General features: G+C 33.5%; 16 protein-coding genes. 3 read left to right on the top strand and 13 right to left on the bottom strand.

The window, feature by feature from the left end; all coding sequences use genetic code 11:
- Positions 1 to 72: 72 nt before the first annotated feature.
- From argB to ACFHWD_RS16195, 11 genes are all read right to left on the bottom strand, one after another.
- Complete coding sequence (gene argB / locus ACFHWD_RS16245) at positions 73 to 924, bottom strand: acetylglutamate kinase (RefSeq protein WP_150358430.1); 852 nt, start codon at positions 922 to 924, stop codon at positions 73 to 75.
- Positions 925 to 962: 38 nt separating this feature from the next.
- On the bottom strand, positions 963 to 2,183 hold the full coding sequence (argJ, locus tag ACFHWD_RS16240) for a bifunctional ornithine acetyltransferase/N-acetylglutamate synthase (protein WP_179977361.1): 1,221 nt from the start codon (positions 2,181 to 2,183) through the stop codon (positions 963 to 965).
- 23 nt (positions 2,184 to 2,206) lie between these two features.
- Positions 2,207 to 3,241: an N-acetyl-gamma-glutamyl-phosphate reductase gene (argC, locus tag ACFHWD_RS16235; protein WP_378062680.1), complete on the bottom strand. Its 1,035-nt coding sequence runs from the start codon at positions 3,239 to 3,241 to the stop codon at positions 2,207 to 2,209.
- A gap of 293 nt (positions 3,242 to 3,534) precedes the next feature.
- A complete protein-coding gene (locus tag ACFHWD_RS16230; RefSeq protein ID WP_150358768.1) occupies positions 3,535 to 4,947 on the bottom strand; it encodes an FAD-binding oxidoreductase in 1,413 nt (470 codons plus the stop codon).
- A gap of 47 nt (positions 4,948 to 4,994) precedes the next feature.
- Positions 4,995 to 6,209 carry an electron transfer flavoprotein subunit alpha/FixB family protein gene (locus ACFHWD_RS16225; RefSeq protein WP_150358767.1) on the bottom strand — a complete coding sequence of 405 codons (1,215 nt, stop codon included), beginning with the start codon at positions 6,207 to 6,209 and terminating at the stop codon, positions 4,995 to 4,997.
- Between the two features lie 20 nt (positions 6,210 to 6,229).
- Complete coding sequence (locus tag ACFHWD_RS16220) at positions 6,230 to 7,018, bottom strand: electron transfer flavoprotein subunit beta/FixA family protein (protein ID WP_179977362.1); 789 nt, start codon at positions 7,016 to 7,018, stop codon at positions 6,230 to 6,232.
- A 48-nt stretch (positions 7,019 to 7,066) separates the two neighbouring features.
- The gene (larA, locus tag ACFHWD_RS16215) at positions 7,067 to 8,341 is read right to left on the bottom strand and encodes a nickel-dependent lactate racemase (protein WP_150358765.1); all 1,275 of its coding nucleotides are present in this window, start codon (positions 8,339 to 8,341) and stop codon (positions 7,067 to 7,069) included.
- Between the two features lie 52 nt (positions 8,342 to 8,393).
- The gene (locus ACFHWD_RS16210) at positions 8,394 to 9,920 is read right to left on the bottom strand and encodes an L-lactate permease (RefSeq protein WP_150358764.1); all 1,527 of its coding nucleotides are present in this window, start codon (positions 9,918 to 9,920) and stop codon (positions 8,394 to 8,396) included.
- A gap of 303 nt (positions 9,921 to 10,223) precedes the next feature.
- Positions 10,224 to 10,922 carry a FadR/GntR family transcriptional regulator gene (locus ACFHWD_RS16205; protein WP_179978279.1) on the bottom strand — a complete coding sequence of 233 codons (699 nt, stop codon included), beginning with the start codon at positions 10,920 to 10,922 and terminating at the stop codon, positions 10,224 to 10,226.
- Between the two features lie 78 nt (positions 10,923 to 11,000).
- Positions 11,001 to 11,654, bottom strand: a complete 654-nt coding sequence (locus ACFHWD_RS16200) for a ribonuclease H-like domain-containing protein (protein WP_150358058.1) — start codon at positions 11,652 to 11,654, stop codon at positions 11,001 to 11,003.
- A 70-nt stretch (positions 11,655 to 11,724) separates the two neighbouring features.
- Positions 11,725 to 12,450 carry an HAD-IB family hydrolase gene (locus tag ACFHWD_RS16195; RefSeq protein WP_150358057.1) on the bottom strand — a complete coding sequence of 242 codons (726 nt, stop codon included), beginning with the start codon at positions 12,448 to 12,450 and terminating at the stop codon, positions 11,725 to 11,727.
- Positions 12,451 to 12,662: 212 nt separating this feature from the next.
- Between ACFHWD_RS16195 and ACFHWD_RS16190 the strand changes: the two genes are divergently transcribed.
- From ACFHWD_RS16190 to ACFHWD_RS16180, 3 genes are read left to right on the top strand one after another with little or no spacing between them, the layout of a single operon-like run.
- Positions 12,663 to 12,896, top strand: coding sequence for a ferrous iron transport protein A (locus ACFHWD_RS16190; RefSeq protein ID WP_150358056.1), 234 nt, complete (start codon positions 12,663 to 12,665; stop codon positions 12,894 to 12,896).
- Between the two features lie 48 nt (positions 12,897 to 12,944).
- Complete coding sequence (gene feoB, locus ACFHWD_RS16185; protein WP_378062679.1) at positions 12,945 to 14,711, top strand: ferrous iron transport protein B; 1,767 nt, start codon at positions 12,945 to 12,947, stop codon at positions 14,709 to 14,711.
- A 17-nt stretch (positions 14,712 to 14,728) separates the two neighbouring features.
- Entirely contained in the window at positions 14,729 to 14,881 is a 153-nt protein-coding gene (locus ACFHWD_RS16180) for a FeoB-associated Cys-rich membrane protein (protein ID WP_207708013.1), read from the top strand.
- Between the two features lie 10 nt (positions 14,882 to 14,891).
- Here ACFHWD_RS16180 and ACFHWD_RS16175 read toward each other — a convergent pair whose 3' ends face one another.
- Positions 14,892 to 15,272: a CBS domain-containing protein gene (locus ACFHWD_RS16175; protein ID WP_150358054.1), complete on the bottom strand. Its 381-nt coding sequence runs from the start codon at positions 15,270 to 15,272 to the stop codon at positions 14,892 to 14,894.
- Positions 15,273 to 15,426: 154 nt separating this feature from the next.
- Positions 15,427 to 17,124, bottom strand: coding sequence for an arginine--tRNA ligase (gene argS, locus ACFHWD_RS16170; RefSeq protein WP_150358053.1), 1,698 nt, complete (start codon positions 17,122 to 17,124; stop codon positions 15,427 to 15,429).
- Between the last annotated feature and the right edge of the window lie 89 nt (positions 17,125 to 17,213).

Below are 17,213 nucleotides of genomic sequence, written 5' to 3'. Positions count from 1 at the left end.
AATATCTTTTAAGATTTTCCATCTACTTTTCGAGTGTCTTCATAAATAATTTTAGATATATATTATTTTATTTTAATAGATCATTGTTCCTATTCCTTTTTTTGAGAATAATTCTAGAAGAAGACAGTGAGGAACTCTTCCGTCAATAATGTGAGCACTTTTAACTCCAGATTCTATTGCCTCAACACAAGATGTAATTTTTGGTATCATTCCGCCTTTTATCATATTGTCCTTATACATCTTAGCAATATCCTGTAATTTTAGTTCTGAAACAAGTGTAGATGGATCTCTAACATCCGTCATAACTCCAGGTACATCTGTAAGAAATATTAAATTTTGTGCTTTTAAGGCTGCTGCAATTCTAAAAGTACATGTATCTGCGTTTATGTTGTATAATTCACCATTATTTCCCCTGGCCACACTACTTATTACAGGGATGTATCCATTTTCTATGGAATTGTTGATGATTTCGGTATTTACGTTGACTATTTCTCCTACATTTCCCAGATCCATTTTAAGAGAAGCCTTCTTAGCCTCAAGCATATTTCCATCTATACCACACAGGCCTATGGATTTCCCACCATAATTTTCTATTAAATTGACTAAATCCTTATTAACTTTTCCGCAAAGTACCATTTGGACTACATCCATGGTTTCATTGTCAGTATATCTTAATCCATCTATAAAAATACTCTTTTTATTTAATTTTTTTAAATGGGAGGATATAAAAGGACCTCCCCCATGGACAACTACTATATTTATTCCCACACATTTCATGAGTACCAAATCATTTATGACATATCCCTTGAGCTTTTCATCCTTCATCACACTGCCGCCATATTTTATAACTATGGTTTTCCCTCTGTATTTTTGAATATAAGGCAGAGACTCTGCTAAGACTTTTGCTACCTCATTATGATCCATTATTTGCATATGCGCCCCCCCTTGTTAAACAACAGTTTCTATGACATATAGCTTCCGTTTATCTTTATATAGTCATAGGTTAAATCACATCCCCAGCAGCAGGTGCTGTAATTGCCTGAATTGAAATTTAAGATTATACTCACTTCATCCTCCGACAATATATCTTCTGCCTCATCTACTGAAAATTCTACAGGTTCTCCATTTTTAAATACCAGTATATTTCCTTTCAAACTTTTCAGAGATACCTGAAGTTTATTTATATCGAAATCCACTCCGGAATATCCAACTGCATCCAGTATTCTTCCCCAATTTGCATTGCATCCAAAAAAGGCAGTTTTGACTAAATTGGAACATATTACTGATTTTCCAAGGATCTCACCATCTTTTTCACTGGGAACATTTAAAACTTTACATTCTATAAGTTTTGTGGCACCTTCTCCATCTTTTGCAATCATTTTTGCAATTTCTATATTTAATTTTTTAAGTGCCTCTAAAAATATTTTGTAGTCCCCATCTTCCTCTTCTATTACGGGATTGTCAGAAAGCCCGTTTGCCATAATTAATACCATATCATTTGTAGATGTATCTCCATCTACAGAAATTCTGTTATAGCTCACTCTCACACTTTCCTTTAAGGCTTTTTCTAAGAGTTCACCGCTTATGTTTGCATCGGTAGTAATGAAAGAAAGCATAGTTCCCATATTCGGATGTATCATTCCAGAACCCTTTGCCATGACACCTATGACAACTGGTTTTCCCTGAATTTTAAATTCCACAGCCAGGGTTTTGGGAATAGTATCCGTAGTCATTATGGCTTCAGATGCATCTTTATAGCCATCCTTACTCAAATTTTTGACTAAAACTGGAATGGAATTCTCTATGGAATCAATATTCAATTTTACTCCTATGATGCCAGTAGATGCCACAAGCACATTTTCTTCTTTAATGTTTGATGCTTTTGCCACAAACCTGCACATTTTCTCTGCATCCTCTATACCCACTTTACCTGTACATGTATTGGCATTGCCGCTATTTGCGATTATAGCCTGAGCAGTTTTATTTTCCAGGTGTTTTTTGGTAACCAGAAGAGGAGCTCCTTTGACCTTGTTTGTGGTATAAACTCCTGCGGAATTACAGGAACCAGTGGACATTATAAGAGCTAGATCTTTTAAATTTTTTCCCTTAAGCCCACAGTCAATTCCAGAAGATATAAAGCCTTTAGGAGAAGTTACTCCTCCCTTTATAAATTTAAAAACCATTTTAACAACCTCCTGTAGTTCAATTAGAAAACAGCTGGTAAAGCGGCAAGTCCCTCTTTTTCTGAAAAACCCAAAACAATATTCATATTTTGAATTCCCTGTCCTGCCGAACCCTTTATCATATTGTCTAAACAGGATATAATTACCAGCTTGTTATTGTCCTCATCATAGTGTAAAGATATATGACAGTAGTTTGAGAGCCTAACATTACTTATTTTTGACACTTCTCCAAGTGGTAATACTTTTACAAAATATTCATTTTTATAGAATTTACAGTATTTTTTATATATACTTTTTAAATCTATTGTATCCTTGGGAGTCGTATAAACTGTAGATAAGATTCCTCTATTTATTGGAATCAAGTGGGGAATAAAAGTTAACTTTACATTTTCCCTGCATACATTACTTAAAGTTTCCTCTATCTCCGGAGTGTGTCTATGATTTACCACTTTATAAGCACTGAAATTTTCATTGCAGTTTACAAAGTGACTGCTTTCTGTAAGATTTTTTCCTGATCCAGTTATTCCGGATTTACAATCTGCAATTATACCCTTTTTTTCTATTAAGTTTCCGGAAATAAGAGGCAAAAGTGCCAATTCAACTGAAGTAGCATAACATCCAGGGTTCCCTATAATCTGAGATTTTCGTATATGTTCTCTATTCAATTCCGGAAGGCCATATACAGATTGTTGATGTAAGTCGTGGTTGATAAAATCTCTACCATACCATTTTTTATACAAATCTTCATTTTTAAATCTGAAATCTGCTCCCATGTCAATGCATATTTTGTTTTTTTGAACCGCCTTTTCAATAATAGCTTGGCTTAATCCACTGGGCAGTGCCAAGAATATCAAATCACTTTTTTCTACAACATCCTGTTGACTTTCACATATAAGTTCATTGATTTTGTAAAATCCAGTATATATACTGGATAGAGATTTCCCCTTATATTGAACAGAAGATATTCCAGATATATGCACTTTATTGTGATTTGACAAAAGCCTTACAAGTTCTGCGCCTACATAACCTGTCCCCCCAATAATTCCTACCTGTATCAAATTTGTTTACCCCCTTTTTTATAGAACTTATAGGATGCTATTTTGAATATGTAGTTATTATATGACTTTATGAATAAATATGCAACATATTTTATAAAAATTAATTTATTTTTTATAATTTTTTTCTTATACGTCGTAGGTCAAAGTATATAAAGTTATCATTGCATTATTTATTTTATTATAAATATACAATAATTTATATATATCATTTTATTAAAATTTAAATATTTTCTATAAAAAAGAATAAAAACCTTCATAAAATTTTACGAAGGTTTTTATTCTTCTATTTCTGATTATTCACAAACTTTATCTGGATTCAATATATTTTTAGGATCAAAGGCAAGTTTTATATTCCTCATAAGTTTCATATATTCATCACCGTACTGGCGGAATATATATTTTTTCTTGGCATATCCTATACCGTGTTCTCCCGACACAGCACCCTGTAATTCTTCTGATTTTTTATACATGCAGTCAAATACATCGCTTAGCTTTTTCTTCCACTCTTCATCTGAAAGCTCATCTTTCAAAATATATACGTGTAGATTTCCATCTCCTGCATGGCCGAAACTCCTTATTCTTATGTTGAATTGTCTTTGAAGCTCATTGGTGTATTTTATAAATTCAGCTACTTTGTTTCTTGGAACAACAACATCACATTCATCCATATCAGTAGTGGTAGCTTTAACGGCTTCAAGAAATGCTCCCCTTGCAGACCAAACTGATTCTTTCCTTTCATCCGTGTCTGAAATATAGACGTCAAGGGCTCCTTCCTGAAGACATATTTCAGCTACTTTTTCGTAATCGGCTTCTATCTGCTCTTTGCTGTTTCCATCAAAAGTCAGAAGTAAATATGCATCTGACGAATTGTCCGGGAATTTCTTTCCAAGGAATTCTTCTGCTGCAAGTATGACCTCTCTCTGCATAAATTCTATAGCAGTTGGTATGGATTTTGATTTTATTATCTTCGGTACCGTACTTATAGCTTTATCCAGGTTTGGAAATGGCACAAGCAAGCTTATGGATTGTTTTGGAAGAGGAAGAAGCTTCAATATTATTTTTGTAATTATCCCGAGAGTTCCCTCTGAGCCGCATATCAAATCCTTTATGCTGTAACCTGAGCTGTTTTTAACTATTTTTCCACCGAGCTCCAATATAGCTCCATTGGGAAGTACTATTTCAAGGCCTCTTACATAATCTCTTGTAACACCGTATTTTACAGCTCTCATTCCACCGGCATTTGTACTTATATTTCCACCAATGGTCGCGGATTTTTCACCTGGATCCGGTGGGTAAAATAGATCATGACTTTCTACAAATTTTGCTATATCCATGAGAAGCACGCCTGGCTCAAGAGTTAAAGTGAGATTTTCTTCATCCAATTCAATTATATTGTTCATCTTGGTTAGGTTTATCATTATGCCTCCTTCTATTGGCACTGATGATCCAACTAAGCCAGTTCCTGAACCTCTTGCTACTACCGGTATATTGTTTTTGTAGGCATAGGACATTATCTTTGAAACTTCCTCTGCATTTAAAACTTCTACCATTGCGTCGGGATATTTGCTGACTCCACCCAATTCATCATGACTGTAATCGTCATTTATATTTTCTCCTGTAAAAACTCTGTCTTTGCCAAGTAAATCCACCAGAAATTTTATATCATCACTATTTAATTTTTTATATTTTTCAACACACATTTCCATGTTTTTTCCTCCAAACTAAACTTAAAAATTTGAAATTCATCTGCAATTTACGCCGGTTGGCACAGACCTTTTTTTGCTTTGATATTCTCTATGAGCTTTGGTATAACCTCATATACGTCCCCTACGATACCATAGTGGGCTACATTGAATATAGATGCTTTTGGATCCTTGTTTATTGAAATAATTAAATCAGAATTATTCATACCAGCTACAAATTGTACTGAACCAGACACACCACAAGTTATTATGAGTTTTGGTTTAACTGTTCTCCCACTTAGTCCTATCTGTCTCTTGGAATCTATCCACCCTGCTTCTATAAGTGGCCTTGTACAAGCTACTTGTCCTCCAAGCAGATCTGCAAGTTCATATACCATTTCCAAATCCTTTTCATTTTTGAATGCCCTGCCTGCTGCAACTATAATATCTGCTTCTGATATTTCTTTTTCAACTTCTTTTTTAGTTACTTTAAGTACTTTTATTCCAGATTTAAATTTTTTCCTATCCATTTCCTGGACAGTTATTTTTCCTGAAATATCTTTTGATCTCTCCGGTGCATTCATGACTTTATATCTTACGGTAGCCAATTGAGGTCTGTGATTTGGATTTAATATCTGAGCCATTATATTGCCACCAAAAGCAGGTCTTATCTGTACGAGATCTGTATTTTTTTTCATGTCCAGTACTGTACAGTCAGCAGTAAGTCCGGTCTTGAATCTAGCTGCAACTCTAGGTGCCAGTGATCTTCCAACGGTAGTAGCTCCTACAAGAAGAGTTGAAGGTTTAACTTTACTTATGAAATCCTCCATAGCTGCGGTATAAGGCTCTATTATGAAATCTTTAAGCTCCTCGTAATCATATACAAAAACCTCATCTACACCATAATGAAGTATTTCCTGTGCTTTATCCTTTATATTATGTCCTACAAATACAGCATATACGGGATAATCATCACTTATCTTAGCTGCCAACTCTTTAGCTTTACCTATGAGTTCATAAGTTACAGGGTGAATATTTCCCTCTACATGATCCACATAAACAGCTATTCCCTTCCAGAGACTTTTGTCTATTTCTTCAACTTTATCTTCTATAAACTCTACTACTCCCTTTGGTCCCTTTTTTACACACAGCTTACACATCTTACAAGCTGCATTTATTTCCAATCCTCCATCTTTGCTCTCCATTGCCCCAAAAGGACATATATCAACTAATTCCTTTATAATTGAAGGAGTAAGCTTCTCTTTGTTTATTACCAATTTACCCATTTTCCATTCCTCCTAATAACCTATATAAATTTTAATTCTTTAAGTTTTTCAGTCAATCTATCCGCCAGTTCTTCACTAGTTCCATTCCACATCTCTTTATCTGTGTTTACTTCAGGTGGAAATATTCTTTCTACTTGAGTTGGTGAACCGTTGAGTCCGTACCTGTTTTCACTTTTATCTTCAAAATCTTTGAGACTCAATATCTTAACTTCTCTGTCTTTTGTAGCCACCTTTTTCTTGTAAGATGGAAGCCTTGGCTGAAAGATATCTTTTTCCACTGTTAAAAGGCATGGAAATTTTATCTGTGATATTTCCACAGTATTGGGCATATCCATTTTAACTATCATTGAGTCATTCTTTACTTCTTCAATGCTCAGTACATTAGCTATATGAGGTATTCCCAAATTCTCCGCCATTTCAGGTCCTACCTGAGCCGTATCTCCATCTGTAGTCTGCTTGCCGCAGAGAATCAGGTCTATATGACCCATTGCCTTTATTCCCTGGGATATGGTGTAGGAAGTTGCAAGTACATCAGCCCCTGCAAATTTTCTGTCTGACAGAAGCACTCCTTCGTCAGCACCCATCATATAGGCTTCCTTTATTACATCTGCAGCCTGAGGCGGTCCCATGCTTATTACCTTTACTACTCCTCCATGTTTTTCCCTGAGTCTCAGTGCAGTTTCCAGTGCAAATAGATCATAGGGATTCATCTTAGAATCTATACCTTCTCTTTTCAATACTCCAGTTACAGGATCTACTTCAACTTTAGAAGTTCCAGGTACCTGTTTTATACATACTAATATATCCATTTATAAATTACCTCCAAAATTTATATAAATTTAAAAACATTTTATTATTTAACTTACAATTACGGCAACTCCATCTGGTATAACAGCTACTTTTGCATCTTTTCCAGCAATTTCATAAGCTTTATTGAGAGCTTCCTCAATAGTATATGCATGCTGCATGTGCATATTCTTTATAATTTGAGGATCACACATATCGGTAACCATGATAACAGTACATTTACTGAGTATTCTGGCAAGTATCTGAGATTCCCACTGATCAGGTACTGTTTCTCCTCTTGAAACCTTTGAAACTTTTTCCAAAAATTCCTCAGGTGATTTTACTTCTGACAAACTCTTGTAAAAGCCTTCACCACCGTGCCCATCATTGCAGGCAGCTACCATTATTATTACTCCGCCTTTCCTGCAGGTTGCCTCTGCTGCAGTCATTCCCTTAACTGATTGGTACAAATTTTGATCAAGTGGATAACCTCCATTTGTAGAAATGGCAATATCTGATTCAACTGCATTCACTTTAGACAACTCAAGTACAAATTTACAACCTTCTTCATGAGCCAATTTACTGTGACCTGTGAATGCATTTATTATCTTTTTATTCCCATCTATAACTACATTTATTATAAAGGCCAATTTTGCCTTTTCAGCAGCGTAAAGCATGTCCTTATGAATTGGATTGCCTTTCAGCTTTCCTGTTCTGGCATAAGGACTTGCTATAAACTCCGAACAGTGATTGGCCATAATTGTTTTAGTAGAAGCTATACCGGGAAGTATGCTTTTTCTGCCTCCTGAAAATCCTGCAAAGAAATGTGATTCTATAAAACCCTCTGCAATCAAAAGTTCGGTTTCCACTGCTGCCTTGTTTATTATAAGTTCTCCTCCTGAGGGTAATGTTCCTATTTTAACTAAACTGCTGCTATCACGGGAATCATGTACTATTATATTTTCATTTTGGACTATCTCTTCACCAAACTTACCTATAAGCTCCTCTTTTGTTGTAGGTCTGTGAAAACCTGTGGCAATTAGAATTTTTATGTCGATTTTAGGGTTGACTGCTCTTATTCTTTTTAAAAGTATGGGCATTATGATTTTGCTTGGAACAGGTCTTGTATGATCACTACTTATAATGACCATATTTTTTTTATCCTTAACTAGCTCTTCTAGTTTAGGAGATCCTATTGGGTTATCGAGTGCATTTTCAACTATTTCAGATTCAGTGAGTTTCGTCTTGTACTTCCCTGCCTTTGATTCAAGTACAGCCGACAGATTCTTGTCATCTATTTCAATTTCTAAAGTTTTTTTGTTATAAGGCAGCTTTATCAATGCCATATCAATCATCCTTTCTAATATTTGAATTTAGTAAAATCAGGTGAAATCAGAATTATCTAAATCCCAATAAAGGTCCCGCAAAGTAGGCAATAATGCCCAATATGATTACGTATACTATACAAAACTTCAAAGTGGCATTCAATATTTTTCCCTCTTGTCCCGCAAGTCCTGTAGCTGCTGTGGCAACTGCTATACTTTGAGGTGATATCATCTTTCCTGCAGTAGCTCCTCCCGTGTTTGCTGCAGCAAGCCAGAATTCATTCAGGTGCAGAGATCTTGCGACTTCTACCTGAAGGCCTCCAAACAATACATTGGCCGACGTATCGCTCCCTGTTACGAAGGTTCCAAGTGCACCTATTATAGGAGCAATCAGCGGGTAAAAACTTCCTGTAGCTGCTACTAAAACAACTGATATTGATTTTATCATTCCACTGTATCCCATTACTTTTGCCAGTGCTACTATGGCAATTATAGTAATAGATGATTTGGCCATTTGTTTAAAGGTGTTGCCTAGAACCTTTGTTATTTCACCAAACTTAGCACCTTGAATAAGTCCTCCTATAAAAGTCGCTATTATGATAAGTGTACCTGGAGTTGATATCCAATTAAATACATAAGGTGACGCTCCCTCTCCAGTATAAATAGGTACTGATGTCTTCACCGCAGAAAGTGCCTTGTTTATAGTTGGGAACAATGCACTGCTCAATATTACAAATATAAAGACTAATATAAAAGGCAGCCAGGCCAATACTCCTTGTTTGAAGGAAACCTTTTCAGCTTTTTCATCAGCAGTATTCTTATAAAATATCTTAGCTACAGCTATTGTAACTATCATACAGACTACTGATCCTAGTATTGCAGGAAGTTCTGCACCTAAGTATTTTGCCGCCAATACTTCTGGAACTGCGAAAGAAATACCGGATGCAAGGGATATTCCCCAAAAGCCCTTTATTGCCTTTACGCTTTTACCTGTTAACATTACAAGTACAACGGGTACGATTACAATCAATATTGCCAATTGGAGACCTACTGCATAGCTGAGTTGCGTTACATCAATGTTGGCAACCTTTGCAAGAGTTGTTACAGGAATTCCTATAGCTCCAAAAGCGGTGGGAGTTGTATTTGCAATAAGACATATAATAGCTGCAAAAAGTGGGTTAAATCCAAGGCCAGCCAGTATACTTGCAGGTATGGCAACTGCAGTTCCAAATCCCGCTATAGCTTCCATAAATCCGCCAAAAGCCCAGGCCAGGATAAGTACCAGTATTCTCTTATCTGTTGTTATACCTGTCATCATCTTCTTGATTACATCCATACTCTTGGTGTAAACGGTAAGATTATAGGTGAACACAGCTGCTATTATTACAATTAAAATAGGCCATGCGGCAAGAGCAAACCCCTCTAAGGTTGCAGTGGCTGCATTTAACACTGGCATTTTCCATACTAGTACTGCCAACAGTATAGTTACAACCAATGTAAAAGGACAAGTTTTATGACCTGGCATTTTTAAAGCACTTAATGAAACCATAAGCCATACTATTGGTATTAGTGCTATGAAAAAAAGTAAGTAAACATTCAATATTATTCCCTCCCCCTAAAATATATAAAACATGTGGTACTACATGCTATGGTACTATGGTACTACCACTCATGAAACATAATATCACATTTGTCTCAATTTTTCTACAATTGTTATTTTATTAACAGTAAGTAATTTTACAATTAACATTTAAACCCTACTATTTATACAACGTTTACATACTTAAACATATAATTTTTCTCTCAACAAGTAAAAAAATTATATATAATAGTTAATTTATTAACTATTATATATAAAAAAATTTTGCCTTATTTTAAGGTAAACTGTATATCCAAAAAATTTTTACATGTTCTTTTTAATGTACATATTGGTAAATGCTAAATGTTTATTCATTTCATCCGAAGCCATTTTTGCGTCATGTAGTCTAAGGGCCTCATATATTCTACCGTGCTGTTCAGCGAGAATTTTTAAATTTTCTTTATTTACCAGTATTTTTCTTCTGGCATCCTTTAGGAAAGAGTCCATTAAAGAAGACATAGCATTTAAAATATTTATTATTAAAAAATTTCCAGCAGCTTGTGCAATTTCATAATGAAATTGTTTGTCAAATTTTACATTATTATTCTCATCTTTAGAAGTTTTAAAAGCATCCGACAATTTTTTTAAATTTTTCAGCTGTTCCTCATTTATTTTTACAGCAGCCCGAGAAACGGTTTCCACTTCTAAAAGTTTTCTTACCTCTATTATTTCTTCTGGATTCCCCCCTTGAAGCATAAACATCACCGAGAGAGGCTCAAACAAACTATTCTCAAAACTTTGTTTTATAAAATTGCCCTCACCTTGTCTACTTTCTATGAGTCCCATAACCTGCAGAGCTCTTAATGCCTCTCTTATGGAAGTTCTGCTCACTTGAAGATGTTCCACTAACTCTCTTTCAGAAGGAAGTTTATCTCCTTTCTTTAAAGTCCCATCTATAATCATATTTTCAATTTGTTCTATTACTTGTTCATATACCTTTGTATTCTTTATAGGAGTAAAAATCAACTTAGTCACCTCTTTATAATATATATGATATCTATATATTAATATTACAATATTTGATATTTTTTTTAAAGTACTTTATATAGAATTTATAAACACGTCATTCCATTTGGTGTATATATCAAATAGACTTACCACATCCTGTTCGTTATAAAGCAATATTTTTTGCTTTTTAATATTTGGCATTCTATTTATATATTCACTGTCTTTTACTATTTTACTAAAAGTTTTAGCCAGATTTGATCCGCTTATAACTCCATTTTCTCTAGTAATTCCGAATTCTTTTTCCAATGCTTTCAATCCTATAGATTTATGGATTTTATTTTCATATTGCTTCTGTAAATCTATACTCGTAAAATAATCCTGTATGTTAAACTCCAAGTTATATTTTTTGAAGAGATAGTTTATAACAGTAAAATCATTATTTCCTGAAAAAGTAACTATATATCTTTTGCCTTTTTCAATCATGGCCTTAAAATATTGTTTTGACAATTTAAGTATAGATTTTACATCTTTTTTATTTTCTATCATATATTGAGTTACTTTTAAACTTTCATTTTTATAATCATAAAAACAAGAACCAAATACACCTACGCATATGGGTTTTTTGTATATATAATGTTCTAAATCAAAAAAAACAGCATCCTTAATAATACATTCATTGTCACCTACTTTTAATGAATTCTCAATAGATGGTTTTTCTACACAAATATCATTAATTCTTTCTATCACTTTACCACTCTTTTCTAACTATTTTAAAGTACACAATTTTAAATTTATTCATATTCAGTTGTATTATAACTCATATATAATTTACATCTTCTGCCTTTAATTTATATATCATATCTTTTCTCTCAACTATTATATGTGCCTTCTTGCACAATTCTGAATCATCCAATATTTCCTTTACAAGTTCCCTTGTTGGGTTCACACATACAGGATTTTTCACCATTTTCATCATTGAAAAATCTCCTGAGGTATCTCCATAAGCATAACTTTTATCTAAATCTATATTATATTTTTTTACGAGCATATTTATGGAGTTTTTCTTGCTTTCACTATCCCACATGGGAATAACTTCTCCTGTATATACCTCATTTTTATCCCTGATATATACAGCACCCACATAATCATCAAATTCATGTTTAATAGCCATTTCTCTCACTAGTTCTACAGGGCTTCCAGATATAGTTAATATTTTATGCCCTTTTTCTTTATGCCATTTTATTCTATTTCTAGTATAAGAATATACTCTATCTCCCTTTTGTGATACTACATTTTTAGCTATAAATTCTACCTGGGATCTATGAAGCCCCCTTATAGCCTCAATATATATATCTGCCATTTTTAAAAGATAGTTATCATAATTTCCCTTCCTCTTATCCCATCTATCATACTCTGGCTTGACTTCTTTATACCATCTTTCAGCAGGTATTATCTCATATTTGACTAATTTTTTAAAAACCTCTGTTATAAGTCCTTCTCTGTATAAAGTACCATCAATATCAAAAAAAGCTGCAGTGTTCATATTTGTTATTTCTCCTCTTTAATAAAAGAATTCTATTTTATAATATTATTTTAGCACATATATGTACATTAGTTTTACAAGTCTTTAGATAAAATATTAAAAATAAAAATATATTTTGATTTATTGACAGTACATTCTAAATATGATATTATAAAATCAAATAATGATAATGATTTTCATTATTTATAAATTACCTGTCGAGGTGAGTTATTATGAGCATTTGCGATTTAAAGCCCGGTGAGAAGGGATTTATAAAAAATTTAAGTGGAGATAAAAGATTAGTTAAAAGACTTCTAGCGCTTGGATGTATAGAAGGTACCGAAATACTGGTAAAAACATCTGCTCCTTTGGGAGATCCCATAGTTATAAATTTAAGAGGCTTCAATCTGGCAATACGTAAAAGAGATGCAAAAAATATATCAATAAGCAGTTTAAGTAAATTGTAATAGTTAAGATATAAATATCGACGATATATGTGAGGCGGGAGGATTATTATGATTGTGGCAGCTTTATTGGGAAATCCAAATGTAGGCAAAACTTCTTTATTCAATCATTTAACTGGTTCCAATCAATATGTAGGTAACTGGCCTGGAGTAACTGTAGAAAAAAAGGAAGGTTATATAGATAATTCTATAAAAGTGGTGGATTTGCCTGGTATATATGCTATGGATACTTATTCCAATGAAGAAAAAGTATCAAAAGAATTTTTATTGAAGGGTAACCCGGATGTTATAATAAATATTGTAGATTCCTCTAATTTAAATAGGAATCTATATCTTACTACTCAACTAAAGCAATTTAACAAGCCCATTATATTGGTATTAAATATGCTAGATGTAGCTGAATCAAAGGGTTTTAAGATAAATTTTTCGACATTATCTGATGAACTGGAAGTAACTGTAGTTCCAATTATAGCAACTAAAGGTAAGGGAATAGATAAGCTTCTTGAAATTTTAAAGAACGGTGATTTTAAACAACCGCAAAACGATGATAAATTTGATTTCAAAGACGAAAGTGAAGCTTATCATTATATAAATGAAGTCCTAAAGAATTGTTTGACAAAGGTAAAAAAAGATATAACTTCCATTACTGAAAAAATAGACAAGATAGTTTTGAATAGGCTGTGGGCCTATCCCATATTTTTATTAGCACTTATATTAATTTTTAAATTCACCTTTAGCTGGGTAGGACAGCCTATGGCAGATGCTCTTGGTGATTTTGTAGATGGTTTCTTAACTTCACATTTAAAAATATTGCTTTCATCAACCAGTCCGTGGTTTAGTTCATTTTTAGTTGATGGTATTTTAGCTGGGGTAGGATCTGTAATTGTATTTTTCCCAGTTATATTTTGTTTGTTTTTAGGAGTATCCTTTTTAGAAGACAGCGGATATATGGCACGGGGAGCTTTTATAATGGATAAGCTTATGAGAAAGATGGGGTTATCTGGAAAAGCATTTATTCCACTTATAGTTGGGTTTGGATGTTCAGTTCCAGCTATTATGTCCTCTAAAACCCTGGAAAGTGAAAAAGACAGAAAATTGACAGCACTGTTAGTACCTTTCATGTCCTGTAATGCCAGGCTTCCAATATATTCACTTTTTGCATCTGCTTTTTTTGTAAATTATAAGACCACTGTAGTTTTTTCACTATATATTTTGGGAATTTCAGTAGCTTTTTTAATAGGAATTCTTTTTAAAAGTACTATATTTAAAAAAGATGAAGAACCTTTTATAATAGAACTTCCAGAATACAACATTCCTGAACTTAAAAGCTTATTACTGCATACCTGGGAAAAAGCTAAAGGCTTTTTGAGGAAAGCTGGTACAATAATATTTTCAATGTCTGTTCTGATATGGTTCCTGTCTAATTTCAATTTATCTGGCATGGTAGATATGGATAAGAGCATTTTATCTTCAATTGGTAATTTTATAAGTCCTATATTTGCACCTATGGGATTTGGAAATTGGCAGAGTTCAGTAGCTCTCATAACGGGAATTATGGCTAAGGAAATTGTACTGAGTACCATGGGAATTGTGTACAGTGGAAATTTAACTGCTGTATTGCCAAATCATTTTACAGCTATTTCCGCCTATTCATTTTTAGTTTTTGTACTGCTCTATACTCCCTGTATATCTACAATAGCAACCATGAAAAAAGAATATGGAAACAAAATGGCCGTTTTTTCTGTAGCATATCAACTTGTAATTGCCTGGATAGGCTCTTTCCTGGTATTTAGAATAGCTACTTTAATATTTAGCTAATTAGGAGGATATCTCATATGATATTTATAGAAATTACAATAACAGCTGTAATAGTAATAGTAGCAGGTTATCTACTGTATAAAAACCTTAAAATTAAATCAAGGGGCAAATGTGATTGCTGTTCTACCACAAATTGCCCATATCATAATATTAAGAAAAAAAAGTCTTGATTGCATATAATTAGGACTTTTTTAATGCATAATCCAATATATCTTCAATGGATACGATTCCTTTTACTATATTTTTATCATCAACTACGGGAATAGCTATTATGTTTTTTTCTCTCAATCTTTTTGCTACAGTAAAAATGTCCTCATCACTATAAGCAGTGACTACATTCTTTGTCATGGCCCAATCTACTGGACAAGTATCATAATGTCCCTCTTCCATGAGAAATCTATATATATCAGCCTTTACTATCATTCCTACTAGTTCTCCGTCTTCATCCACTACTGGTGCACCGTTTACATTGTGATTGTCCATCATTTTTAAAGCTTTACAAAGGCTATCTTTTTTCTTTAGCTTTATAATATGAGAACGCATTATTTCTTTTACTGTCATATACCCACCTCCCCTTTTATTATACAACATCTTAATAAATTAAAAAAGTTAATATAATCACCACATGGGTTTACAAATAAATGTTCTGTGGTACGGAAGGCAGGTTAATAACGAAATACCTACAAGACCTACAAGACCTACTTATACCCGGATACTACATTTCTTCAACTACATCAATCCCAAGCAAATTCAGTCCATTTTTTATTACGTGGCAGGTTGCCTTTACAAGCTGCAATCTAGCAAATTTTATAGCTTCGTCTTCTGCATTTAAAATGCTGTGTGCATTATAGAATTTATTAAAAGCTTTTGCCACATCTATTACATATCTGGTAACCATAAAAGGTTCTAATTTATTTATAGCATTTAATATAGAATCCCTAAAATTGTTTAGAACTTTTACGAGTTCAAATTCCTCTTTGCTGTTTAATTTGCTATAATCTGCCTGACTGTCAATGTATTCTGCCTTTCTGAGTATACTCTTCCCTCTGGCATAACTGTATTGAACGTAAGGTCCGGTTTCACCCTCAAAGTTCAGCATTTCGTTCCAGTCGAATACTATATCCCTCTCTCTGTTATTCTTTAAATAAGTAAATATTACAGCACCTATTCCCACTTTTTGAGCCACCTGAAGCTTATTTTCCAGTTTGGGATTCTTTTCATCTATTATTTCAAGAGTCCTCTGTACTGATCTATTTAAAAGATCCTCTAGGAATATCACGTCGCCTTTTCTGGTAGAAAGCTTTTTATCTGCAAATCTGACTAATCCAAAACCCGCGTGCACACATGAATCCGCCCAATCTTTTCCCATTAATTTAAGTGTAGTAAATACCTGTCTGAAATGAAGGGATTGATCCATTCCAACCACATATATGCATTTAGAAAAATTGTAAGTCTTTTTTCTGTATATAGCTGCAGCCAAATCTCTTGTAGCGTATATAGTGGCGCCATCTGACTTTTTCACAATGCAAGGAGGCATGTTATATTTATCCAGCATAACTACTTTTGCTCCGTTGCTCTCTACAAGAAGTCCTTTTTTATCTATTTCATCTATAACTGCATCCATTTTATCTGTATAGAAGCTTTCACCTGCGCAGGAATCAAACTCCACTCCCAATAGATCATATACTTTTTTAAATTCCCTAAGGCTCAATTCCTTGAATTTTTTCCAGAGCTCAACTTCCTCTCTGCATCCGTTCTCAAGTCTCTTGAAATGCAATCTGCCTTCTTCATTAAGCTCAGGATCTTTTTCTGCCTCTTTGTGAAATTTTACGTATATCCTTAAAAGCTCCTTTATTGGATTTTTATGAAGTTCATCTTCATTACACCACTTTTTATATGCAACTATGAGTTTCCCAAATTGAGTCCCCCAATCTCCAAGATGATTTATTCTAGTGCAATTATAGCCTTCAAAACTCATCATCTTATAGAGAGAATTTCCTATGGCAGTACTAAAAAGGTGACCTACATGAAAGGGTTTTGCAATATTGGGAGAGGAATATTCCACAACTATATTACTATCTTTACCTATAGATGAACTTCCATATTTATCTTTCTGCTCTAATATTTTGGTTATCACATTTTTTATAAATATATTTCTATCTACAAAAAAATTTAAATAAGCTCCTTTATTTTCAATTTTTTCAAAATAGTCTTTTCCTATTTTATCCTTTAGTTCCTGTGCAATTATATTAGGTGCTTTTTTCAGAGCCTTTGCCAATTGAAAACATGGAAATGCATAATCTCCCATTTCAGGTCTTGGAGGTATTTCTATCAATCCCTCTATAAAATCCAATTGCAAATCCGCATTTATGTTTTTTTGAATTTTTTCTGCTACCAGTTCCTTATAATCCATACTTTTGCTAAATAAACGTCAGCCTATTTAACACTTTTCAACTCCTTTCACAATCTACATTTCTTGATCTCGATTCCAAATTTATGTAT

This window comes from Clostridium sp. MT-14 (assembly GCF_042436595.1).
In the GTDB taxonomy this organism is placed as follows: domain Bacteria; phylum Bacillota; class Clostridia; order Clostridiales; family Clostridiaceae; genus Clostridium_B; species Clostridium_B aromativorans.
Note: the sequence above shows the minus strand (reverse complement) of the source record. Positions and strands in the feature narration are given on the sequence as shown.